Source organism: Flagellimonas oceani, from assembly GCF_011068285.1.
In the GTDB taxonomy this organism is placed as follows: Bacteria; Bacteroidota; Bacteroidia; order Flavobacteriales; family Flavobacteriaceae; genus Flagellimonas; species Flagellimonas oceani.
This window is the reverse complement of sequence record NZ_CP049616.1, coordinates 2,963,247-2,984,836: the sequence shown is the minus strand read 5'-3', so window position 1 is coordinate 2,984,836 and position 21,590 is coordinate 2,963,247. Positions and strand designations below refer to the sequence as shown.

The window sequence follows — 21,590 nt, the reverse complement described above, 5'->3', positions numbered from 1 at the left end:
CTTTAAAAATAGTATCTTTGCCAACCTGACCATAACTTGAACACATTGATTAAGCTCCACGACAAAGTTTTTAAGCCGTATTTAAAGGAAGAGCAAATCCTTGCGGCCATTGATAAAATGGCCAAGGAGATTGCAGCTGATTATAAGGACGAAACACCTTTGTTTGTTGGTGTCCTTAATGGTGCTTTTATGTTCGTGGCCGATTTTCTGAAGGCTTACCAGCATCCCTGCGAAGTTTCTTTTGTGAGGTTAAGTTCCTATCAAGGACTGACATCAACGGGCATTGTGGAGACGCTTTTGGATGTGCCGGAGGAATTGGAGGGAAAGAGCGTCATTATTTTGGAAGATGTAGTGGATACCGGCCGAACTTTAAAGGAGTTGGTACACTTGTTTTCCAACACCAATGTAAAGGAGTTTAAAATCGGTACGCTCTTTTATAAATCCGATATTTATAACGGGGAATATGCCATAGACTACGTTGGACTGGAAATCCCGGACCATTTTATTGTGGGGTATGGACTTGATTATAACGAGCTGGGCCGAAATCTTAGAGAAGTTTACCAATTAAATCAAACAGATATGATCAACCTAGTGCTTTTTGGAAAGCCAGGAGCAGGGAAGGGGACCCAAGCAGGTTTCCTAAAGGAAAAGTACAATCTGAAACACATTTCCACAGGGGATGTTTTCCGTTACAACATTAAAAATGGAACCGACCTTGGCACCTTGGCCAAGTCTTATATCGATAAAGGCGAGTTGGTTCCCGATGCCGTGACCATTGATATGTTGAAAGCCGAAGTGGAGAAAAATCCGGATGCGGCAGGTTTTATTTTTGACGGATTTCCACGTACGGCCGCGCAGGCAGAAGCATTGGACAATTTCTTGGAGTCCAAGGATATGAAGGTGAACGCCACTATTGCTTTGGAAGCTGAGGACGATATCTTGGTGGAACGTCTTTTGGAACGTGGAAAAAGTAGTGGCCGTTCCGATGATCAGGACGAAAGTAAAATCCGTAACCGTTTTGATGAATACAATGAAAAAACGGCACCTTTAAAAGCATACTACGAAAAACAAGGGAAATTCCATTCTGTAAACGGGATAGGTGAGATTGATGAGATTACCCAGCGGTTGAGCAAGGTAATCGATTCCCTATAATTGATTTCCCAAATACTTTTTTATATTAGAATATGACCGAAGGAAATTTTGTCGATTATGTAAAGGTGCACATCTCTTCCGGAAACGGGGGAAAGGGTTCTGCCCATTTACGTCGCGAAAAATATGTGGCCAAAGGTGGGCCCGATGGTGGTGATGGTGGTCGAGGCGGTCATGTTATAGTCAAAGGGAACAAAAACTTGTGGACGCTGGTCCATTTTAAGTTCAAAAAACACTTCAAGGCCGGCCACGGAGAACACGGAAGTAAAAGCCGAAGCACCGGGGCCGACGGAGAGGATGTTTATATGGAAGTGCCACTGGGAACGGTAATACGGGATACCGAAACCAACGAGATACTTTTTGAGATTACCGAGGACGGTGAAGAGAAAATTGTGCTCGAAGGCGGTATGGGCGGACTGGGCAACTGGCATTTTAAAAGTGCCACGAACCAGACGCCACGGTATGCCCAGCCGGGCATAAAAGGACAAGAGGGCCATTTGACCCTTGAACTCAAGGTCTTGGCCGATGTAGGTCTGGTAGGTTTTCCCAATGCAGGAAAATCAACGCTGCTCTCGGTAATGACTTCTGCCAAACCCAAAATCGCCAATTACGAGTTTACCACGCTAAAACCAAACTTGGGTATTGTGGAATATCGTGATTTTCAAAGTTTTGTAATGGCGGATATTCCCGGTATTATCGAAGGTGCCGCCGAAGGCAAAGGGCTGGGGCATTATTTTCTTCGTCATATTGAACGGAACGCCACGTTATTGTTTTTGATTCCTGCCGACAGCAAAGATGTAAGTAAAGAATACGATATACTTTTGGACGAGCTGCGACGATACAATCCCGAATTGTTGGATAAAGGGCGTTTGGTGGTCATTTCTAAATGTGATATGCTGGACCAAGAACTTATCGCTGAAATGGATGAGGACATGAAAGAGGATTTCAAGGATGTGCCATATATGTTTATATCTTCCGTCAGTGGATTGGGAATTCAGCAACTCAAGGATAGACTTTGGAAGCTATTGAACGAATAATGGCCCGCTACCTATCGTCTAATCAATATATTGATTAATTTTAGGAGAACCCAAATATCCAATATGCGTTATTTACTTTCCATAATTTTGATTGTTTCGCTGGCATCCTGTAGCTCTGTCAAGGTAAACTATGACTACGATAAAACGGTTGACTTTGCCAGCTATTCCACCTATAATTATTATTCGGATATGCAATCTGGATTGAGCCAATTGGATGAAAAAAGATTGCTCAATGCGTTGGATTCTACCTTAAAAGCACGTGGCTATCGATTGGCGGAGGAACCCGAACTCTTTATCAACATAATGAGTAATGAATTTAGAAGTGCACCTAACAACAACGTGGGTGTAGGGCTTGGCGGCGGTGGAAGAAATGTCGGTGGAGGTATTTCTGTAGGGCTGCCATTGGGAGGACCGAACATGCAACGCAGTATCCAAATCGATTTAGTGGATGCCCAGCGGGATGCCCTTGTTTGGCAAGCGGTGGCCGAGAGCGGTCTCCGAGAGAATGCATCGCCCAGTGTGCGTGAGGATAAGCTGCGGGCCGTGGTGAAAAAGGTTTTTTCAAAATTCCCTCCAAAACTTAAATAGTAGCTCAAAATCAGTTTGTTGCATTTTTTTTAGGCCGAATGTCAACGGTTTTACCGTTCGCTTCGTCAAAATTACCACTTGTCATAAATCACTTCATCAGCAAACAATTGTCCGGTACTTTAGCTTCAGAAATAAATTCTAAAACCGAACAGTCATGATAGCACTAGCCAAATTTATTATCTCAATTTTAGTGAGCATTATTTTATAGTTTGCTGAGCCGACTAAAAAATTCATCAAAATGAAAAAACTGAACACAGCACAAAAAGTTGTTTTAACGATAGGCGTTCTGGGCCTTGCTGCATCGATATATGGGAAAATCAATGGATGGGAGTATAAGGAATACTTCCCGTTTTTTTACTCCAGTCTTAGCATGATGTGGATTGCATTCCTACCTCGGAAAAGGGCCTGCTTTAACCCTTTTAAAAGAAAATCGGCACAAAAATCCTAGTATGGCCAATTCTGTATTGGTTTAATGTAAATTTGGGCAGACCTGGCTCAATGGAATGGAATTAAGTTCTCGTAAAAGAAATATCGCATTTTGGACCCTTCAATTATTGGGTTGGGGTTTTATTAACTCCATAGCTGCGTTGATTCCCCAAAACATTAGTATAGAGATGACCGTTTTTTCCGTGGTCGTGGGTATTTTTATAGGTATTTTCTCCACTTCGATACTTCGCTTGTACCTTAAAAGAAATGTACATTTTGATTCTTTTGGAGGTAAAGAAGTCATTAAAATTATTGTGTCCATATTGGTGGCTTCTACAATTTTTGGGCTTTCAAATATATTTTTTGGATATATCTACATAAAATTTGGGCCAGAAATCACCGAGGCGGAAATGCTGATGTTCGAGGGTTACGACAAGTTTATGGTGCAAGTGCTGAACTCTGTTTTTTTGGTCGGGGCTTGGACAATTACCTATTTGGTCATCAAACTGCTCTTAAAGCTTAACCAGAACAGAATTGAACGGTTGGAACTGAACACTACCTTGAAACAGGCCCAATTGAACACCTTAAAAGGCCAGATCAATCCACATTTTATGTTCAATAGCCTCAACAATATTCGCGGTCTAATGTTGGAAGATGTGGAAAAGTCAAGGGAAATGCTTACCAAGCTCTCCGAAATTATTCGATATTCCCTTACCAAGAACAACATTAACGATATTCCCGTTCGGGAAGAGTTGGAGGTAGTGGACAACTATATCGACCTGTCAAAAATCCAGTTCGAGGACCGTTTGGAGTTTGTAAAACAAATAGAGGAAAATACATTGGACCTTAGGATACCGCCCATGATCATTCAGTTATTGATAGAGAATGCGGTCAAGCACGGTATTTCCAACCTTAAAAATGGAGGTCGAATCTTGTTGGCTATTTTCAAAAAGGAGGATGATCTGTTCATTGAGGTACGGAATACGGGAAAACTGAACATTTCCGAAGGCTCCACTAAATTGGGGTTGCAAAATATAGAACAGCGCTTGAAGTTGTTGTATGCAGAGAGCGCATCTTTTAAATTAGAGGAAATATCGGATGAGGTTGTGGCAGAAATCAAAATACCAAAGGCATGAAAATTAGGGCAGTAATAGTTGAAGATTCTCGATTGGCCCGTAATGAGCTCAAGGAACTTATCAAATTACACGATGATTTGGAACTGATAGGAGAAGCGAGCAACGTAGACGAAGGGGTTGTACTTATTGAGTCCGAGTCCCCGGATTTGTTGTTTCTGGACATCAACATGCCGGAAAAGGACGGTTTTGACCTCTTGGAAATGTTGGATGATGTGCCTATTACTGTTTTTACGACCGCTTATGATGAGTATGCCATAAAATCCTTTGAGTACAATGCTTTGGATTATCTGCTAAAACCGGTCAGCAACAAACGCTTTGATATGGCCTTGGAAAAAGTACGTGCAAAAATGGTTTCCAAGCAAGAGGATAACAGTTCCGCTAAAAAATTGACCAAGAACAGCCAGATTTTCATTAAAGATGGTGAAGCCTGTTGGTTGGTGAAAATAGGCGACATTTCCTTGTTCGAAATTGTGGGCAACTACACGCGGGTATTCTTTGAAGACAAGAAACCCATGTTGTACAAATCGCTTAACCAAGTAGAGGAAAAATTACCGGAAGATTCTTTTTTTAGGGCAAACCGCCAACAAATTATAAACACCAACTATATTGAAAATGTAGTGCCTTGGTTCAATGGCAAACTTAAGCTCACCATGAAAAATGGAGAGGAAGTAGAGGTCTCCCGGAGACAATCCTACATATTCAAGGATAAAATGAGTTTATAAAAAACCTCCAATTGAACTATTGGAGGTTTTTATTTCTTAAGGTCTTAGGATGTCCTTGTAACGGTCTTTATAGCCGACAAGCACCACAATGTTTAAAATCAGAAGAACCAAAGCTGGCACAATGGATTCCATAGCCATGGTTAGATGAACCAAAACGGCACATACCGAAACGCTCATCAGTATAATGGCCATTAAGGCTCCGTATTTGTTCAAAATAAATGAGATTCCCGCCAACACTTCTACCAATCCCACTAATATTATAGTTTTGGACATGGTCAACCCGGTGAAATATGCCATCATACCTTCCGACATTTCTTCGGGAGCGGGTAGGAATGGATAAAGTTTGTTGGCTCCAAATATGATGACGAACAATCCCAATAGGATACGGACCACCATAAAAACTTTTGAATTCATAGATGTAAATTTTATTGGTTACACACTAAAAGTATTCAAAAATTGAATATGTGATAATTTTTTAGGTGGATTTAATTTGTTGTACTTCAGTTTTTTAAAGCGATTTCAACAAGCCGCCATCAATCGGGATGTTGGTGCCCGTAATAAAAGCTGCCTGGTCGGAAGCCAAAAATGCAACGAGGTACCCATATTCTTTTGGGTCGCCAATGCGCTTTACAGGAACTTGCTCTTCCATATTGGAGCGGACTTCATCAGGTGAAATACCAAGTTTTTCTGCTTTTTTGGAGTTTAATTGTGCAATTCTATCCGTATCAAAATAACCTGTAAGGGTGCTGTTTACGGTGATGCCATCTTTGGCAACATCATAAGCTAAACTTTTGGCCCATGTGACCACCGCTGCACGAATAGTATTGGAAAGCGCCAAATAATTCAAGGGTTCCTTCACCGAGATAGAAGCAATGTTAATGATGCGGCCCCATTGGTTTTTCTGCATGTGTTTTATGGCGAGTTCTGTAGAGTATACCACAGATTTGAACAAGAGGTCAAAAGCATTTTGGTAATCCTCAACCTTCTTTTCCAAGGCACCGCCCCCTTCGGGACCTTGGGTATTGTTCACCAAAATATCCACGGTGTTGGATGAGAAGTATTCTGTAATCTTTGTTTTATAGGCCTCAAAATCGGTAAAATCAACGGATAGATATTGGTGTTTTTGACCTTGCGAACTGTCCATTTCATGGATCAATTCTTTCATGCGACCCTCACTGCGGGCCATTAGCGTCACACTTGCTCCACTTTCGGCCAGTTGTCGTGCAATCGCCTCTCCAATTCCTTTGCTGCTACCACCTACGAGGGCATTTTTTCCTTTTAACGAAATGTTCATGGTTAACGGTATTCCTCTCTTACAGGACTAAAAATGTCCATTAATTTACACGCGGTCAGTGCTTTTCCACTATGTGGGGCATTGGACGGAATAATCACAACATCTCCAGCGGTGTAGGTTCCTTTCTCTCCGTTCAAGGTAAATTCAAAAGTACCTTCCACAACGTGCATTATCTGTTCATGATCATGTTTATGTTCGGGCACTTCGGCATGTTGGTCCACATCCCAAAATACCCAGCTCATGCGTTCCCCGTGCACCAACTTGCCGTGGTAGCCGGGCATAATTTCTTTGGATTTTATTTCTGATAGGTTCATTGTTCTCAAATTTACCACCAAGATAAACATTAATCCAGCGTTTTCGAATTTGTAATGGCAACCGCTTTGGCTATTTTTGAGGTCTAATTAAAAACAATGCGGTTACATTTTATAGGTTTGGGGGAGGCCCATATGTTCAATTTGGCCATTGCCTTGCACAAAAAAGGGGAAGTGGTTACGGGCAGTGATGAGAAGTTTGATGGATCCCTTACATCAATTATGCGGGAGCAGGGCTTGGTATCGAACCAAACAGGTTGGTTTTCCGATAGAATAAATGATCGATTGGACGCCGTTATCTTGGGCACCGCCGTAAAAGAGGACAATCCTGAATTGATCAGGGCACAGGAACTGGGCCTTAAAATATTTTCTTTTTCCGGGTTCCTTTATGAGCTCACCAAATACAAAACACGGGTAGTGGTGGCCGGAAGTCAACGTAGGTTTATGGTGGCTTCCATGATTTTGCATGTTTTGGAGTACAACGATATTAAGGTAGATCATGCTGTTTCGGCGACAAACGGAATACATCTGACCAATGAAAACGACTTTGTTCTCATCGAAGGAGGGGACGGTATTTCATCCATCATCGACAAAACCCCTCAGTTTCATAAGTATCGACCGAACATAGCTTTGTTGAGCGATATTGAATTTGAAGAAAACGGTTCGTATGCTGACTTTGATACTTATGCGGAGCAGTACAGTATTTTTGTGGACAGCATTGTAAAAGGGGGAAGCATTACGTACAATGATGAAGATGTTGAAGTGAAAAAACGAGTTGAGTCATCCGAAAACCCTATAAGAAAACTACCGTATGTTACTCCGGAATATCAAGAAATGGATGGGGAAGTTTTTTTGGATACGCCCGACGGCGAAATGCCACTTGAAATTTCGGGGCGAACCGCATTGAATAATTTGGCGGGCGCCAAATGGATTTGCCAGCAAATGGGTGTGGACGAGGTGGAGTTTTACGAGGCGATGGCTACTTTTAAGTCTTAAACTCCAAACTGCCTTAAATGATGGTCAAGGTGCTTGTACTGCATTTGCCCCCATTGTTCTGAGGTAAAAGAGCCAAATGCCGGGTGTGGGTCCCATTCTTTTTTGTCTTTTTCTTTGTGGAAATCGTTGACCAAACCAATCAAAACATTTTTTTCTTCGGTGAAGTTTTTTGGTTCCACCACTTTTAGGCCTTTGGCCGTGGGCAACCCTTGGCGCCAAGGTTGATCGTTGTAGAGACTTTTTTTGAAAAATTGGCTCATAAACTTTAAAAGAGGACTTGGCTTGCCCATATCATACCTTCCCAAAGCAATTTTTAAGGGAAATTGGCAATGGTGGAGCATCTGTCCCACCTCCATTTTGCCCCATTGCCTTTCCGAAGATTTTGAAAGTTGATTGATTCGGGATAAAATTTCTTCGTATGCCTCAGTGTTGAAAAGGGATTTCATAATGAAGGATTTATATTGAAAATTACATAAAATTATTCTCCTATCTTTAGCACATGCAAGAAAAACTAGCTTCCTTTCCCATAAAAAACTGGGCCGATGATGACAGGCCAAGGGAGAAACTGGTGCAAAAGGGAAGTTTTGCACTTTCCGATGCCGAGCTGATCGCTATTTTAATCGGTTCGGGAAGTAGGAACGAGAGTGCCGTGGAACTTTCCAAGCGCATATTGGCATCTGTTGGCAATAATCTCAATGAACTTGGCAAATTGTCGGTAAACCAGTTGATGCGCTTCAAAGGAATTGGCGAGGCCAAAGCGGTGAGCATTGCGGCCGCATTGGAGGTGGGCAGGCGAAGAAGATTGGAGGATACCCCCAAAATAATCAAAATACAGAGCAGTCACGACGCCTTTGAGCTGCTCTACCCACTGATCGGCGAACTTCCGCACGAGGAGTTCTGGATCGTTTACCTAAACAACTCCAACAAAGTTGTACATAAGGCACAATTGAGCAAAGGGGGCATTACCGGAACGGTGGTAGACATCAGACTTGTACTCAAACAAGCATTGGAAATAGGTGCCGTAGGGATTATTTTGGCCCATAACCATCCTTCCGGAACTTTAACGCCAAGTGCTGCGGACAAACAAATAACCCAAAAATTGAAGATGGCATCGGATGCCCTGGATATAAAAATATTGGATCACTTGATCTTGGCACAGCACCAATATTTAAGTTTTGCCGATAAAGGAATACTTTAGCCCATGTTATTGATTTTTACCCATAAGGTAACCAATAGATTGAACTATACCGCCAAGCAGATTTTTGAAAAAATCCTGGGGGTAGAAATGGGTTTTACCACAAAGGTCGAAGAGTTCATCAAGCATAACGGACCTAAAATGACCTATTCCAAACAACCGTTGCAGAACGAATTCTTTATTCGGAGCAACGACCTCTTGTTCGAGCAGGGCATCAACGATTTGGAGGTAAAGGTATCCGATTGGGACGGCTTGCCCTGTTTTTTTTCGGCAGGAGATAAAAGTACGGTTCCCTTTGATATTTTTTCTGCCAGTTTTTTTCTTTTGAGCAGGTACGAGGAGTATTTGCCCCATGTAAAAGATAGTGTGGGCAGGTTCCCCGTTAAGGAAAGCATAGCTTATCAGAATGATTTTTTGGAACTTCCCGTGGTGGACCTTTGGGCCTACAAGCTGTTGGAGGCCTTAAGGGAAAGGTTCCCCGATTTGGATACCAAGGAAAAGGATTACCGTTTTACCTCGATCATAAATGTTACAACGTCCCATGCGTATGCCATGAGAGGTTTGGCAAGAAGCATTGGGGGCCTTTTGCTGGATCTGGGCAATTTTAGGTTTCGGGATGTTTTAGATCGCTTTTCGGTGATGATGAGGCTCAAAAAAGATCCTTATGATAATTTTTTCGAGTTGGTGGAGATTCATAAAAAGTTTCCCATTAAAACCATGTTCTTTTTTCAGTTTGCCAAGCATTCGGCGCACGATAAAAATGTATCTACCAATAATAATAAGTTTCGTTATCTAATAAAATCCGTGGCCGATTATAGCGATGTGTCCCTGAGCACCTCGTATATCTCATCCTACGATAAAAATGTGCTCCGTGAAGAAAAAAAACAATTGGGCAATTTGATCAATAGACCCATTAGCTATGCACGGCTCCGTTACAATAAAGTCAATGTTCCCGCTACCTACAGAAATTTGGTGGAGACCGAGTTTACGGACGATTTTTCCATGGGCTACACCCACGAAATCGGTTTTAGGGCGGGTACCTGTACGCCGTTTTATTTTTATGATATCAATACCGAGGTAAGGCAACCCATTAAAATACATCCATTTGCCATGCACGATTACGCATTGATCAAGTATAAGAGCAAAGAAGAGGTTTTTGAGAAGATGGACCGGGTATACCGTTTGGTAAATCAAGTGAAGGGCGACTTTGTTCTTGTATTCTCCAACGAGCTTTTGGGAGGAAAGCAACAATTGGATTGGATGGAACTTTATCAATCCCTTTTAAAAAGATACTATGTTTGATCATAAAGTAACCGACGTTTTTTTTGATTTGGACCATACCTTATGGGATTTTGAAAAGAACTCGGCATTGACCTTCGCCAAAATTTTGGTTGAAAACAAGGTCAACGTGGATTTGGACGATTTTTTAGAGGTTTATGCCCCCATCAATATGCAAATGTGGGCATTGTACCGGCAAAACGGAATTGGAAAATCCGAACTAAGGTACCAACGTTTAAAGAGGACATTTGATCAACTTGGCGAGCACGTGTCCGATGAAATCATCGACATATTGGCCCACGAGTACATTGCCCATCTATCATCTTTCAACCACTTATTGCCAAACACCTTGGAGGCTTTGGATTATCTTTTTCCTAAATATAGGTTGCACATCATCACCAATGGATTTCAGGAAGTACAGACAAAGAAGCTTAAGGGAAGCGGAATCCATCATTATTTTCAAAAAGTGATCGACTCCGAAATGGCAGGGGTCAAAAAACCTGATCCGTACATTTTTCAAATGGCATTGGACATGGCACAGGTAAAGCCCCAAAACTCGCTGATGGTGGGCGATAACCTTGAAGCGGATATTTTAGGGGCAAAGTCCATGGGAATGCAGGTGCTCCATTACAATTTCCATAGGGAAACCCAACATGGGGAATGTACCATGATCGACGACCTTATTGAAATAAAAAACATTTTATAGAGTTATATTACAAGTGGTAAACCCCTTTTTGGCACGTGGAAATGTTTTTGGCAATGAAAAGATTACTGTACTCCGTTCTCTGGATCACAGGATTATTGTTTTGCTCCGTATCATGTATGGAGGAGCAGGATTTTGATCAGATAGATGATTTAAGCGTGACCCCGACCTTGGCCTCGGGAATTTTTTATTTGGAATCCGATGAAGAGACCATAAACTCGGTTGCAACAGGTTCTTTTTATTCTGAAGAATTCACTTTTGAAGCCTTTAACGAGCAATATGTTGCCGAACGCCTTATAGAGGGAACCATTACTTACGAACTGGATAATACGACAAGCAAGGATTTACGCATTGTTGTTGAATTTTTGGATGAAGATGGAAGGGTTTTGGATATAGAGAGGTTTGATATCGAGGCGGACCCTTCCGAAACCTTGATCAGGGAAGTGTTTTATGGACCAAGTGGCAAACCTATCGATATTCTTGCAAATACCACCGGTCTTCGAGTGTCGGCCGTTAATTTGAGCGACAATACGAGTATATCTCCTGCTGAAAATCCAAGTTTAATCCTGCGTTCGGGGGCAGAATTTTTATTTCGACTACAATGAGGATAGCCCCAAGACTCATACTAATGGCCCTGTTTTTAAGCGCAACCGGGTTGGCCCAGAACAAGGAGATATTATACGATTTTTACGAAATTCCCCAGTCCCTGATGGTGAACCCTGGCGTGAAGACCTCGCAGAAATGGCATGCAGGTATTCCTGTTTTGTCCGGCCTTTCCGTACAAGCTGGAACCAGCGGTGTTACCGTGAACGATCTTTTTGCTGACGATGGGGTGGATTTTACCACCAAGGTCCAAGAGCGGTTGTTGTCTGTTATGACCGATAGGGATGATTTTGGCACAACCAACCAGATAGAGGCATTTACCGTAGGGTTCAGGGGTAAAAACCGACCGGAAAATTACTATACTTTTGGAATGTACGGCGAAATGGACATTATTTCCTATTGGCCCAAGGATTTGGCCATTTTGGCTTTTGAAGGTAACGGTGGGGCAAATTTGGGAAGGAGCTTTGATCTAGGGGACCTAAACCTTAGGGGCGAAGTGGTCAATGTGCTTCATTTTGGCATTAACAAGAAAGTTGATGAGAACCTCACCATTGGAGGAAGGGCGAAAATATATTCCAGTATTTTCCAGTTTCAGTCCATAAAAAATTCAGGATCGTTTGTTACGCGGGATGGACAGAGCAATGTTTACGAAAGTGCCATCAATGCCGATATGCAGCTTCAAACTGCAGGTGTAAAAGGGTTTTACGATATCATCGACGAGGATACGGGAACCACGAAAAAAGATGTGAAAAGCCTGTTTACGGAAAGAACGCTCTTGGGCGGAAACCTTGGTTTTGGTGTTGATCTAGGTTTTAGCTATAATTTGAATCCCCAGACCACGATAACGGGAAGTATTTTAGATCTTGGCTTTATTAATAATTCCAAAGATGTTTGGAACTACACTTTCGCTGGGAGTACGGTAACGGATGGAATTTCTGTTTTTCTTCCGGAGGATATCAACAATGTGGATAACGACCAGTGGCAAGAGCTCATAGATGAAATCGATGCAGCATTGCCCCATGGCGAAAACCAGTCCAGCTATATCTCGTGGAGGCCGGTAAAGGTTTATGGTTCCGCTAGGTACGATTTTGGACAGGGCGGCAATGGCCGGATTTTCGATAATTGTGGATGCGCTGTAAATGGCAGGGGTAGGGCAAGTACCTCAGATCATTACAGGAACAGTGTCGGCGGACAACTATTTATGATAAAAAGACCAAAGGGAGTCCAAGCTGCTTTGACCGGTTTTTACCAAAGGCGGTTTGGCCGTGTACTCTCATTAAAAGGTACGTATACCGTAGATAAATATTCCTTTACAAATATCGGGTTGGGCGCAAATTTTCAGATGGGACCGGTTAATTTTTATGTACTGGCGGACAACCTTCTGAGCTACTCCAATATTGCCGACAGTCACTACGCTTCTTTACAGTTCGGATTTAATATCATATCTTGGAACAATAATTGAGTATTGATATTATATGAAATCGAAAGTACTATACATATTGTTATTTGCAATAGTGATTGGCAATGCTGCGAACGCACAGTTGAACAGCTACAAATACATTATTGTGCCCAAGAAGTTTGAAGCTTTTAAATCGGTCAACGAGTACCAGACCAGCACTTTGGTCAAATATTTTTTTGAAGAGAACGGGTTCAATGCCCTTTATGATGATGAGCTTCCCATGGAGTTGGCAGGTGACAGATGTTTGGGGCTTTTGGCCAATTTAGAGGATGGTTCCAATATGTTTACCACAAAAGTCACCATCGTACTTAAGGATTGCAACAATGTTGAAGTGTTCAGGTCGGTCGAGGGCGTTAGTAAAATCAAGGAATACAATAAGGCTTACAGGGATGCCATTCAAAAGGCATTTATTTCCTTCGCGGGAATGGACTATAGCTATGAGCCCCAAGAAAAAGCACAAAGGGAACCAACAACCGTCACCCTCAATTTTAAGGACGATGTAAAATCGGTTCAAGAGGAACCAAAAGAACATATTTTGGAGCAAAAGGCGACCACCGAAGAACAAGTGTACAAATCGGTGGAACCGAAACCATCATCCATTGTAAGAGCCGCCGAAAAGCAATCGTCCGAGTTGCCAGATGAGGTTTTGTACGCCCAGCCTACCGATTCAGGTTATCAACTCGTGGACAGTGCCCCAAAGGTTGTTTTAAAGTTACAGGAAACCTCTATGGACAATGTGTTCATGACCGATTTTAATGGTAACAATGCGGTGGTCTTTCAAAAAGATGGCAAGTGGCTGTTGGAGTATTCCGAAAACGGAGAAAAGGTACAGAAAGAGCTCAATATCAAATTCTAGAAATTGTACTTGTTCTTCCACCTTTTCTTTAGAAAATCCTTCATGGAATTTTCTCTCGGGTTGTTCCCGGGCTTATAGAAAGTTGTACCCGAAATCTCTTCTGGAAGAAACTCAAAATCCACAAAATTGTTCTCATGGTCGTGAGCGTATGCATATCCCTTGCCATAGCCCAAGTCCTTCATTAATTTAGTGGGTGCGTTTCGCAATGGAATCGGCACGGATAAATCCCCTGTTTGACGGACCTTTTGCTGTGCTTCGTTAATGGCCATGTAGCTGGCATTGCTTTTTGGGGAGCTCGCCAAATAAGTGGCGCACTGGCTCAAAATAATCCTTGCTTCGGGATACCCGATGGTGGTAACCGATTGAAAAGTGGTATTGGCCATTACCAGCGCCGTAGGGTTGGCGTTTCCAATATCTTCGGATGCCAATATGATCATTCTACGGGCAATGAACTTTACGTCCTCGCCGCCCTCTATCATCCGCGCCAACCAGTAAACAGCTGCATTGGGGTCGCTTCCACGTACACTTTTAATAAAGGCGGAAACAATATCGTAATGTTGTTCCCCGGTTTTGTCATACCGAACCGTGTTGCTTTGGACCTTGTTGAGTACCAAATCATTGGTTATGACAATTTTTCCATTTGGCTCCGAATTAACGATAAGCTCAAAGATATTGAGCAATTTTCGGCCATCTCCTCCCGATAATCGGAGCAGGGCATCGGTTTCTTTTAGTTCGATGTCCTTTTTGGAGAGCAAGGTGTCGGTCTCAATGGCACGCTCCAAAAGTGCTACGAGGTCATCCTTTCCAAAAGAATTCAATGTGTAGACTTGGCAGCGCGACAAGAGTGCCGGAATTACCTCAAAACTTGGGTTTTCGGTAGTGGCTCCAACAAGTGTCACCCAACCTTTTTCCACCGCAGCCAGCAACGAATCCTGTTGTGATTTGCTAAACCGGTGGATCTCGTCAATAAAAAGAATGGGGTTTTTGGATGTGAACAGGCCACCGCTCTGTTTGGCCTTGTCAATTACTTCACGCACATCTTTTACACCACTGCTAATGGCGCTCAAGGTGTAAAATGGCCTTTGGCTTTCCGTCGCAATAATGTTGGCCAAGGTGGTTTTTCCTGTTCCGGGAGGGCCCCAAAAAATCAATGAGGGGATTATGCCACTTTTGATTTGGTTGGTCAAAGCGCCCTGCTTTCCCACCAAATGTTGCTGACTGATGTAATCCTCTAAAGTTTTCGGACGTATGCGTTCTGCCAAAGGTTCGTTCATACATCAAAAATAAAATAAATTTGATGGTCCGTTGTTCTTAAAAGAGGAAGGATTTTTATCTGCCACCTGACAATTTGTATAAATTTAATGTTATGGCGGGATGTTTGATTTTGTGACCGTATGAGTTCAGATTCGTTTAAATTCTCTAATTCAGTAATAGTGGCGCCCTTAGTGGCGGTGTTGTCCATTTGGATCGTGTTCTGGGTAGAGATGCAATTGGGCATCAACTTGAACGAGTATGGTGTATATCCTCGCAGACTATCGGGCCTGCTGGGAGTGTTCTTCAGTCCGTTTATCCATGGTTCCATCGAACATTTATACAACAATACCATTCCTTTAGCAGTTTTAACGGCATTCCTTTTCTATTTTTATCAAAGTGCGGCCCTTCGGGTTTTGTTGGTAGGAACCCTGATTTCCGGGCTTCTTACATGGGCAATAGCCAGGCCGTCTTACCATATTGGTGCAAGTGGTGTTATCTACTTATTGGCCAGTTTTATATTTTTTAAGGGGATTTTGGCCAAGAATTATCGTTTGGTCGCTCTGTCCTTGGTCGTGGTTTTTATATATGGCAGTATGATCTGGTACATATTTCCGGTCAAGGACGGTATTTCGTGGGAAGGCCATTTGGCGGGATTTATGACGGGACTGGTACTTGCTTTTGTCACTAAAATTCAAGTTCCGGAAATTCGAAAGTATGATTGGGAACGAGAAGATTATAGGGAAGAGGATGATCCTTTCCTACAACATTTTGATGACAACGGCAATTTTATAGAAAGTGCTCCCGAAGAGCCGGAAGAGAAAATTGAAATCAAATATCACTATAAAAAGTCGAGTGATGATTAGCCTCTCCGTTGTCGGACCACTTCATAAAGGAACACACCGCAGGCCACCGAGACGTTCAACGAACCAATTTTTCCAATAAGGGGCAATTTGGCCTGATGTTCTATAATGTTGAGGGTAGAGGGGGAGATGCCTTTTTCTTCCGAGCCCATTATGATTGCGGTGGGTTGGTTAAAATCTATTCCATAGATTTCATCATCTGCCTTTTCGGTAGCACCAGTGATCACAATTCCCGAGGATTGCAGGTAAAAAATGGCATCTTTTAAATGGTCTACCTTTGCGATGGGCACGTTAAAGGCAGCCCCGGCCGAGGTTTTTACGGTATCGTCCGTTATGGGAGCGGCCCCGCTTTTTGGAATTATAATGCCGTGAACGCCGCAACATTCCGCAGTTCGGATGATGGCTCCAAAGTTTCTTACGTCCGATACCCCATCCAGCATCAGGAACAGGGGAGTCTCTTCTTTGTTGAGTACTTGCTCTACCAATTCTTCAAACTGATGGAATTCCACCGGTGATATTTGCGCTACGGCTCCTTGATGGTTATTGTTACGGGTAAGGCGGTTCAGTTTCTCAACAGGAACATAGGATAGGCCGATACCGTTTTTTCGCGCGGAAGATTCCAGCTCTTTGATTAGTTCCCCCTTAATACCTTTTTGAATGAATATTTTGTTGATGGGTTGCCCGGCGTTTATCGCCTCCATAACTGCCCTAATGCCGTAGATCTGACTGCTCATTTTGTATTGCAATTGATTTGCAAAGATGCAACAAAGAACCTTATTCCCATTTTATTGGGGTCCCTATTTTGTAAAAAACGAAAATAAATAAAAGTTATAGGTCAAGTTCGAGCACTCCTGGAGCATCTTTTGCATAGTGGTACGACCTCCAAAAAAAACCGCTTCCAGCAAACTTCCACACTATTTTTCCACTCGATGTAACTTCCCAAATGCCGTAATCTCCTTCTGTTATCATCGTATTTCCATTGGGGAGTCTTACGGCGCCTGAAACCCTGTCCGCAAATAGGCCAGGATTTGAGAAACTCCATGTAATTTTTGGTGCTACGTTTTGGGGTATTGTTTGTTGGTCGAGTGCTTCTGGCAGTTCCATTTCATAAACGGTAGACTGGCCCAACTCTCCGCCATTGGAAAAAATCATGAATTTTCCGGGCTCGAAAAGGTTTGGGTGATGGTTGTTGTAGAAAATACGTTCTGATTCTTGGTCTCCGTAGGCAGCTGGATTTCCAAACCGATAGACTAGATCACCCCCCAGTCCAAAATTTCCGCCCGAATGTTCAGCAGCAGATGCGGTGGATGTACTATGGTCTATGACCCAAACTTCGCTGTAAAAATTGACACTAAGGTATATCAGGTCGTTATCGGCATCATAATCAATGCCATTAATGTGCATAAGATTGCCTGTATCGTTACTATTAAAGTTGATATCTATAAGCTGTGGGTTGTCGGATACTGAGCCATAATTGGATTTGGTGTCATCCACATCTTGTATGGTGTGATCTATGGAATGCCACTCCCAAACAATTTGATCGGTAGTAGGATCTATTTCAATGATCGATTCCAAATAGAGGTCCATATTATGGGTGGAACCATTTTCCAAGGCTGTTTCTTGAGGGATTCTTTCCCAGGCAATAGCTAGTATATTCCCATTGGGCATCCTTTCAATATCGTGATGCATTCGATGTTCACTGGTGGCATAGACGAAATCCCAAAGAGCTGTTCCTTCTTTGTCCAGGATTTGAATTTGACCGCCGTAACCTCCAAACACTATGTCATCACTTTCATCGTATCTTATGGTGGCAAGGAGTGTCCCATCATCTTGTAGTACAGCATCATTTCCGGTAATTCTATCTCCTAGGTCCCATTCGAATACAACATTTGCATTTTTATCCATAAGATAAACGGAAGAAGCAAGATCGTTGACCAATATAAAGCTGTCGCTGATTTGGTCCAGATCAAATAATGTTACAGTTCCTTTGTCTCCTTCACTGATTTCTGGATTGTTGTCGTCTTCTGAACCGTCGCCATTGTCATCGGGATTATCTGGTTGTTCCGTTTCAACCTCGGAGTCTGGAGGTTCTGATATTGATTCGTCTTTCGAACACGAAGGGAAAAGTAATATTATGGCCAGTAAGGTAAAAAGAGATTTGGTAATTGATTTAAGGGACATAAGCAGAGTCAGCATAAAAAAAGAAGGTGCTGCTATTTTTTGTTAAGATATTCAAACACCCTAATAAGGTCAGCTTCGCTTTTGACGTTTAAATCATTTGCTTTGAGATATTCCTTAAGGTCTTGTCTGGTGGAGCCTTCAAATAGTTTCAACATTTTCCTATTTCTTTGGGGTACTTGATTTATTTTATTGACTCCCTTTTTCTGGAAATAGTATTCCGTAAACTTTGAAAACCTACTTGGAATTGCTGCCACAAATGAATTCTGTGCTGGCTGACCTTCGGTAAACTTTACCAAGGTTCTTTCGTAAAGGTCATATTCTGAGCCATCGGAAATTAAGGTCAAATAACCATTTACGGTTTCTTTTTTATCCGTGATAAAGGTTTTAAAGCTCAGGGGATTTCCATTGATAAGAAGGCTTATGGCCTTGTCTTTATTGAGGGCTTGGTACAATTCGTCTTCTGACGATGTTTTTTTTATTTCAATTTCTTCATTAAGGGCATTATATCTATAATAAATTGTGCCTATAATCTCTTCTTTATATTTTAGAGGTGCAGGGGCAAATTTGTCGGCGGTGTAGGGAGATCCTTGAAATTTGTCAAGGTCTATTTCTCTTCTTTTTTGGTATGCCTCATTCACAGGTCCCAAAAAATTGGATACGGCCGAACCGGCAGCAGCATTTTGGCTTGCTCCAGCCATGTTGGAAGCTACTTGGCCTGCGTATTGGGAGTGGGATTGATAAACTATACTTATAAAAATACAAAGGGCTAGTGCTTTTCTCATATCTAAAAATATTATTAATTGATTAGTTTACAATGATTTAAATTCTAATTTTTTGTTAATTGAGTAATTTTTTTTGACAAATGAGATTCTTTGTTCATCAAGTTAATTTGAATTAAAAAATTAATAGCTGCCCCAAAATTTTTTGAGGCAGCTATCATAAATAATTTAATCAAGGTATTAACCTTTACAAATGTTCAATGTAATGGTGCCTACTGCCGGAGTTGGTCCATCTTCAATAGCTGTTTCGCCCGTAGGGGCAGTTATTTCATAAGTCACTTCAGAATCAAAATCACCTGAAACAAACTCAAGGGTAAATTCGGTAGTTCCATCAGGTACAGTAAAGGTTTCTGTTCCAGAACTTCCTTCCTCTAAAGTAAACGAAGATTCTACACCGTCTATGACAATATCTATGGATGCACCGTTCCAACCATCACCATAGCTATCTACCAAATCAATGGTATACTCGCCTGGTACTGGAGCTGGAGGGATACATTTTATAACAGGGCCATAAAAGAACGGAGCGTTAAAGAATGAACCGGTAATGGTACCCGTACTGTCGTCGTTTGAGAATGTTCTGCCGTCGGTCAGTGTCAGAACCAAACGATATTGGATGGCATCGCCTCCGTCAAAATCTCCTTCTTCAAGTCCCAAAAGGCTTAAGGCATTTGCCAAAGTTGACTCGTAGCTGGCCACTGGTAGGCCAAATTCACCTTCGGTAAAATCTTCTGGCAAAAAGGTTTGAATTAATATTTCATCTACGGTTGAATCACCGTTTTCTTCGGTATTATCGTCAAAACTGATGTACAAATCTACTTTTTCCATTAAATCCCCACCTTCATAATCTTGTTCTTCAAAGGTGAAGCCAAAAGTTGAGGATGTGTCGAAGCGATCGTAAACACCGTTGGATTCCAGGGTTCTTAAGACAGCGCCTCTGGTTGTTGATGAAAAAACTTCATCAATAACCTTGTCTCCATCATCGCAAGAAGAGACTAGCAGTACTGCTGAGGCTCCTAAAATATAGCTTGATATTTTACTAATTATTTTCATTTTGAAATTTTTTTAGTTAGCAGGTGGGAAAGCCGGTCCAGCTGGATTGGTGTCCCAAAATACTTGAGTTGATAAATCATCTTTCTGCGTTACGTTCGAGTTTGTAATAACCTCTGTTTGAGGATATAGGAACGATCTTGGGAATGCGCCTGGATTGGCCTCCCAGTTAGGGGCCAAAGTCGTAGGGAATCCTGTTCTTCTATAATAGTTATAGGCTTCTACACCTCCCCCATAAAGAGCGATCCAATACTGCTCGGATAGAATGTTCATCTGGGCGTCTCCGCTAGCAGCCAAGAAATCGGCAACAACTCCATCTATGTAGGTGGTAACTTCTCCATCGGTAGGTTCCAGGGACTTATCTGCACTGGCATCCAAAGCGCCAAAACTTTGCACCTTAGCAATGGACTTGGTCATTCCAGATTCAAGAAAAACAGCTTTTTCTGCTGGTGTTGCCGCCATTTCCGCTTGCCAGAAATCTACATAAGAGGCCAAGATAATTGGTTCAATACCAGCTCCGCCGCCTCCAAGGCCAAGACCTACAACATCAAAACTGTTATCATCGAATCTACCAGCTGCTGGATAAACTCCAACTGCCGTTCTTGTAAATCCATCTGGTGGTGTTCCTTCGTTGTTACCGTGAGATCTTCCCCAGTATCCGTTAGGAACGGAACAGTATACAAAACCGGCATAATGTGGCGGTGGAGTTGCTAGGGAACATGCTAGAGTTTCCTCATCTGCAGGTTCGCCAGCTGCACCAGGTGTGGCATCAGATTGTCTGTAAAAATAATATCTGATTCTTGGATCATTTTTATCCAACATGTAGTTCATCAACCAGTTGGATTGATAGATGTTGGCTCCACTTGGAGTGTAGTCATCCTGATAGTCAGGGTGACGTGTGTCAGGTTGCAAATCCCTGGCGCCATACTGCCATTGGAAATCATCCTCGGTATCGGAAATGTAGTTGCCAGCTGCTATTATTGAATTGAATGTGCCGGTATCTCCAGTTGTAACGGCAGCTTTCAATCTAATTGTATTGATCAGCTTGATCCATTGCTCCGTATCACCATCATAGAAAAAGTCAACAGCTCCTTGAGTGTCCGGATCAGAGGCGAACAAAGCTTCGGCTTCGGATAAAAGTGCCAAGGCACCAGTATAGACCTCTTGTCCTTCATCAAGTAGTGGGGCAGGGAAATCTACTGGATTTCCTGCTTCACTTAACGTCGCTTTACCCAAATAGTCTACAAATAACAAAAGCATATGTGCCTTTAATGTTTGGCCAACGGCAATATGAAAGGAGTAATCAATGTCTGATGTCTCATCTATTGTTTGAAGGTTGGCTACGTTGGGAAAAATACCAAGGTCAACATCAGAGTTGAAAACATCACCGTTACCATCGGTACTACTGTAGAGGCGTTCCCATACATCGTCAAAGGTGTTACCTGGGTAGGTGTTAAAGTAGTTACGTCCAAGCATGTAGTCAATCCTCGTTAACTCAGAGCCAATATCGTTCAACGTGTACATATTGGCCACATAGGATAACTGAATGGAATTAAGCAGCAAATTGGGGTCTGCTTGATCAGATGCCAAGTCATTAGGGCTAGTCCTAAGATCTAGATCCGTTGTTTCACAGGAATTTAATAACAGCCCTGCGGTAAAAGCAACGGTTATATATTTTATTATTTTTTTCATAATATTTCTATTAATTCAGATTAG

General features: G+C 42.2%; 24 protein-coding genes. 14 read left to right on the top strand and 10 right to left on the bottom strand.

Annotated elements, in window-relative coordinates; all coding sequences use genetic code 11:
* Positions 1-45: 45 nt before the first annotated feature.
* The 6 genes from GVT53_RS13735 (at position 46) to GVT53_RS13710 (ending at position 5,058) form a co-directional block, all read left to right on the top strand.
* On the top strand, positions 46-1,152 hold the full coding sequence (locus tag GVT53_RS13735; RefSeq protein WP_166250496.1) for an adenylate kinase: 1,107 nt from the start codon (positions 46-48) through the stop codon (positions 1,150-1,152).
* Between the two features lie 32 nt (positions 1,153-1,184).
* Positions 1,185-2,186: a GTPase ObgE gene (gene obgE / locus GVT53_RS13730; RefSeq protein ID WP_166249082.1), complete on the top strand. Its 1,002-nt coding sequence runs from the start codon at positions 1,185-1,187 to the stop codon at positions 2,184-2,186.
* Between the two features lie 63 nt (positions 2,187-2,249).
* A complete protein-coding gene (locus GVT53_RS13725; RefSeq protein WP_166249081.1) occupies positions 2,250-2,774 on the top strand; it encodes a DUF4136 domain-containing protein in 525 nt (174 codons plus the stop codon).
* Positions 2,775-3,012: 238 nt separating this feature from the next.
* Positions 3,013-3,222 (top strand): hypothetical protein, encoded by a 210-nt coding sequence (locus tag GVT53_RS13720; RefSeq protein ID WP_166249080.1) that lies wholly within the window; start codon positions 3,013-3,015, stop codon positions 3,220-3,222.
* A gap of 55 nt (positions 3,223-3,277) precedes the next feature.
* Positions 3,278-4,336 (top strand): sensor histidine kinase, encoded by a 1,059-nt coding sequence (locus GVT53_RS13715; protein WP_166249079.1) that lies wholly within the window; start codon positions 3,278-3,280, stop codon positions 4,334-4,336.
* Positions 4,333-5,058 (top strand): LytR/AlgR family response regulator transcription factor, encoded by a 726-nt coding sequence (locus GVT53_RS13710; protein WP_166249078.1) that lies wholly within the window; start codon positions 4,333-4,335, stop codon positions 5,056-5,058. Before GVT53_RS13715 ends, GVT53_RS13710 begins: the two co-directional genes overlap by 4 nt.
* Before the next feature lie 36 nt (positions 5,059-5,094).
* On the opposite strand, the gene GVT53_RS13705 is transcribed toward GVT53_RS13710, so the two are convergent.
* The 3 genes from GVT53_RS13705 to GVT53_RS13695 all read right to left on the bottom strand — a co-directional run bounded on the left by GVT53_RS13705 (position 5,095) and on the right by GVT53_RS13695 (position 6,666).
* Entirely contained in the window at positions 5,095-5,472 is a 378-nt protein-coding gene (locus GVT53_RS13705; RefSeq protein WP_166249077.1) for a DoxX family membrane protein, read from the bottom strand.
* Positions 5,473-5,566: 94 nt separating this feature from the next.
* Entirely contained in the window at positions 5,567-6,352 is a 786-nt protein-coding gene (locus GVT53_RS13700) for an SDR family oxidoreductase (protein ID WP_166249076.1), read from the bottom strand.
* Between the two features lie 2 nt (positions 6,353-6,354).
* The gene (locus GVT53_RS13695) at positions 6,355-6,666 is read right to left on the bottom strand and encodes a cupin domain-containing protein (protein ID WP_166249075.1); all 312 of its coding nucleotides are present in this window, start codon (positions 6,664-6,666) and stop codon (positions 6,355-6,357) included.
* Between the two features lie 96 nt (positions 6,667-6,762).
* On the opposite strand from GVT53_RS13695, the gene GVT53_RS13690 reads away from it, so the two are divergent.
* A complete protein-coding gene (locus GVT53_RS13690) occupies positions 6,763-7,659 on the top strand; it encodes a Mur ligase domain-containing protein (RefSeq protein WP_166249074.1) in 897 nt (298 codons plus the stop codon).
* Here GVT53_RS13690 and GVT53_RS13685 read toward each other — a convergent pair.
* Positions 7,656-8,105 (bottom strand): DUF1569 domain-containing protein, encoded by a 450-nt coding sequence (locus tag GVT53_RS13685; protein WP_166249073.1) that lies wholly within the window; start codon positions 8,103-8,105, stop codon positions 7,656-7,658. The genes GVT53_RS13690 and GVT53_RS13685 overlap by 4 nt on opposite strands.
* A gap of 53 nt (positions 8,106-8,158) precedes the next feature.
* Here GVT53_RS13685 and radC point away from each other — a divergent pair, with 53 nt between their 5' ends.
* The 6 genes from radC to GVT53_RS13655 are packed head-to-tail and all read left to right on the top strand — an operon-like array spanning position 8,159 to position 13,753.
* Positions 8,159-8,857 (top strand): RadC family protein, encoded by a 699-nt coding sequence (gene radC / locus GVT53_RS13680; protein ID WP_166249072.1) that lies wholly within the window; start codon positions 8,159-8,161, stop codon positions 8,855-8,857.
* Positions 8,858-8,860: 3 nt separating this feature from the next.
* Complete coding sequence (locus GVT53_RS13675) at positions 8,861-10,156, top strand: polysaccharide deacetylase family protein (RefSeq protein ID WP_166249071.1); 1,296 nt, start codon at positions 8,861-8,863, stop codon at positions 10,154-10,156.
* Positions 10,149-10,838 carry a YjjG family noncanonical pyrimidine nucleotidase gene (locus tag GVT53_RS13670; RefSeq protein WP_166249070.1) on the top strand — a complete coding sequence of 230 codons (690 nt, stop codon included), beginning with the start codon at positions 10,149-10,151 and terminating at the stop codon, positions 10,836-10,838. The genes GVT53_RS13675 and GVT53_RS13670 overlap by 8 nt, the downstream gene beginning before the upstream one ends.
* Positions 10,839-10,891: 53 nt before the next feature.
* Positions 10,892-11,440 carry a hypothetical protein gene (locus GVT53_RS13665; protein ID WP_166249069.1) on the top strand — a complete coding sequence of 183 codons (549 nt, stop codon included), beginning with the start codon at positions 10,892-10,894 and terminating at the stop codon, positions 11,438-11,440.
* A 23-nt stretch (positions 11,441-11,463) separates the two neighbouring features.
* Positions 11,464-12,900 (top strand): DUF5723 family protein, encoded by a 1,437-nt coding sequence (locus GVT53_RS13660; RefSeq protein WP_240905022.1) that lies wholly within the window; start codon positions 11,464-11,466, stop codon positions 12,898-12,900.
* Positions 12,901-12,913: 13 nt separating this feature from the next.
* Complete coding sequence (locus GVT53_RS13655) at positions 12,914-13,753, top strand: hypothetical protein (protein WP_166249067.1); 840 nt, start codon at positions 12,914-12,916, stop codon at positions 13,751-13,753.
* Here GVT53_RS13655 and GVT53_RS13650 read toward each other — a convergent pair.
* Positions 13,750-15,027, bottom strand: coding sequence for a replication-associated recombination protein A (locus tag GVT53_RS13650; protein WP_166249066.1), 1,278 nt, complete (start codon positions 15,025-15,027; stop codon positions 13,750-13,752). The genes GVT53_RS13655 and GVT53_RS13650 overlap by 4 nt on opposite strands.
* 120 nt (positions 15,028-15,147) lie before the next feature.
* Between GVT53_RS13650 and GVT53_RS13645 the strand changes: the two genes are divergently transcribed.
* Positions 15,148-15,870, top strand: a complete 723-nt coding sequence (locus tag GVT53_RS13645; RefSeq protein ID WP_166249065.1) for a rhomboid family intramembrane serine protease — start codon at positions 15,148-15,150, stop codon at positions 15,868-15,870.
* On the opposite strand, the gene rlmB is transcribed toward GVT53_RS13645, so the two are convergent.
* The 5 genes from rlmB to GVT53_RS13620 all read right to left on the bottom strand — a co-directional run bounded on the left by rlmB (position 15,867) and on the right by GVT53_RS13620 (position 21,566).
* A complete protein-coding gene (rlmB, locus tag GVT53_RS13640) occupies positions 15,867-16,601 on the bottom strand; it encodes a 23S rRNA (guanosine(2251)-2'-O)-methyltransferase RlmB (protein WP_166249064.1) in 735 nt (244 codons plus the stop codon). The genes GVT53_RS13645 and rlmB overlap by 4 nt on opposite strands.
* A 94-nt stretch (positions 16,602-16,695) precedes the next feature.
* Positions 16,696-18,063: an aryl-sulfate sulfotransferase gene (locus tag GVT53_RS13635; RefSeq protein WP_240905021.1), complete on the bottom strand. Its 1,368-nt coding sequence runs from the start codon at positions 18,061-18,063 to the stop codon at positions 16,696-16,698.
* Positions 18,064-18,080: 17 nt separating this feature from the next.
* Entirely contained in the window at positions 18,081-18,830 is a 750-nt protein-coding gene (locus GVT53_RS13630) for a hypothetical protein (RefSeq protein ID WP_166249063.1), read from the bottom strand.
* Between the two features lie 177 nt (positions 18,831-19,007).
* Positions 19,008-19,877, bottom strand: a complete 870-nt coding sequence (locus GVT53_RS13625) for a hypothetical protein (protein ID WP_166249062.1) — start codon at positions 19,875-19,877, stop codon at positions 19,008-19,010.
* Between the two features lie 12 nt (positions 19,878-19,889).
* Complete coding sequence (locus tag GVT53_RS13620) at positions 19,890-21,566, bottom strand: SusD/RagB family nutrient-binding outer membrane lipoprotein (protein ID WP_166249061.1); 1,677 nt, start codon at positions 21,564-21,566, stop codon at positions 19,890-19,892.
* Positions 21,567-21,590 lie beyond the last annotated feature (24 nt).

Coding starts and splice junctions, on each gene's coding strand:
- obgE (WP_166249082.1), top strand. CDS start 1,185: ATGACCGAAGGAAATTTTGTCGATTATGTAAAGGTGCACATCTCTTCC.
- GVT53_RS13725 (WP_166249081.1), top strand. CDS start 2,250: ATGCGTTATTTACTTTCCATAATTTTGATTGTTTCGCTGGCATCCTGT.
- GVT53_RS13720 (WP_166249080.1), top strand. CDS start 3,013: ATGAAAAAACTGAACACAGCACAAAAAGTTGTTTTAACGATAGGCGTT.
- GVT53_RS13715 (WP_166249079.1), top strand. CDS start 3,278: ATGGAATTAAGTTCTCGTAAAAGAAATATCGCATTTTGGACCCTTCAA.
- GVT53_RS13710 (WP_166249078.1), top strand. CDS start 4,333: ATGAAAATTAGGGCAGTAATAGTTGAAGATTCTCGATTGGCCCGTAAT.
- GVT53_RS13705 (WP_166249077.1), bottom strand. CDS start 5,472: ATGAATTCAAAAGTTTTTATGGTGGTCCGTATCCTATTGGGATTGTTC.
- GVT53_RS13700 (WP_166249076.1), bottom strand. CDS start 6,352: ATGAACATTTCGTTAAAAGGAAAAAATGCCCTCGTAGGTGGTAGCAGC.
- GVT53_RS13695 (WP_166249075.1), bottom strand. CDS start 6,666: ATGAACCTATCAGAAATAAAATCCAAAGAAATTATGCCCGGCTACCAC.
- GVT53_RS13690 (WP_166249074.1), top strand. CDS start 6,763: ATGCGGTTACATTTTATAGGTTTGGGGGAGGCCCATATGTTCAATTTG.
- GVT53_RS13685 (WP_166249073.1), bottom strand. CDS start 8,105: ATGAAATCCCTTTTCAACACTGAGGCATACGAAGAAATTTTATCCCGA.
- radC (WP_166249072.1), top strand. CDS start 8,159: ATGCAAGAAAAACTAGCTTCCTTTCCCATAAAAAACTGGGCCGATGAT.
- GVT53_RS13675 (WP_166249071.1), top strand. CDS start 8,861: ATGTTATTGATTTTTACCCATAAGGTAACCAATAGATTGAACTATACC.
- GVT53_RS13670 (WP_166249070.1), top strand. CDS start 10,149: ATGTTTGATCATAAAGTAACCGACGTTTTTTTTGATTTGGACCATACC.
- GVT53_RS13665 (WP_166249069.1), top strand. CDS start 10,892: ATGAAAAGATTACTGTACTCCGTTCTCTGGATCACAGGATTATTGTTT.
- GVT53_RS13660 (WP_240905022.1), top strand. CDS start 11,464: ATGGCCCTGTTTTTAAGCGCAACCGGGTTGGCCCAGAACAAGGAGATA.
- GVT53_RS13655 (WP_166249067.1), top strand. CDS start 12,914: ATGAAATCGAAAGTACTATACATATTGTTATTTGCAATAGTGATTGGC.
- GVT53_RS13650 (WP_166249066.1), bottom strand. CDS start 15,027: ATGAACGAACCTTTGGCAGAACGCATACGTCCGAAAACTTTAGAGGAT.
- GVT53_RS13645 (WP_166249065.1), top strand. CDS start 15,148: ATGAGTTCAGATTCGTTTAAATTCTCTAATTCAGTAATAGTGGCGCCC.
- rlmB (WP_166249064.1), bottom strand. CDS start 16,601: ATGAGCAGTCAGATCTACGGCATTAGGGCAGTTATGGAGGCGATAAAC.
- GVT53_RS13635 (WP_240905021.1), bottom strand. CDS start 18,063: ATGCTGACTCTGCTTATGTCCCTTAAATCAATTACCAAATCTCTTTTT.
- GVT53_RS13630 (WP_166249063.1), bottom strand. CDS start 18,830: ATGAGAAAAGCACTAGCCCTTTGTATTTTTATAAGTATAGTTTATCAA.
- GVT53_RS13625 (WP_166249062.1), bottom strand. CDS start 19,877: ATGAAAATAATTAGTAAAATATCAAGCTATATTTTAGGAGCCTCAGCA.
- GVT53_RS13620 (WP_166249061.1), bottom strand. CDS start 21,566: ATGAAAAAAATAATAAAATATATAACCGTTGCTTTTACCGCAGGGCTG.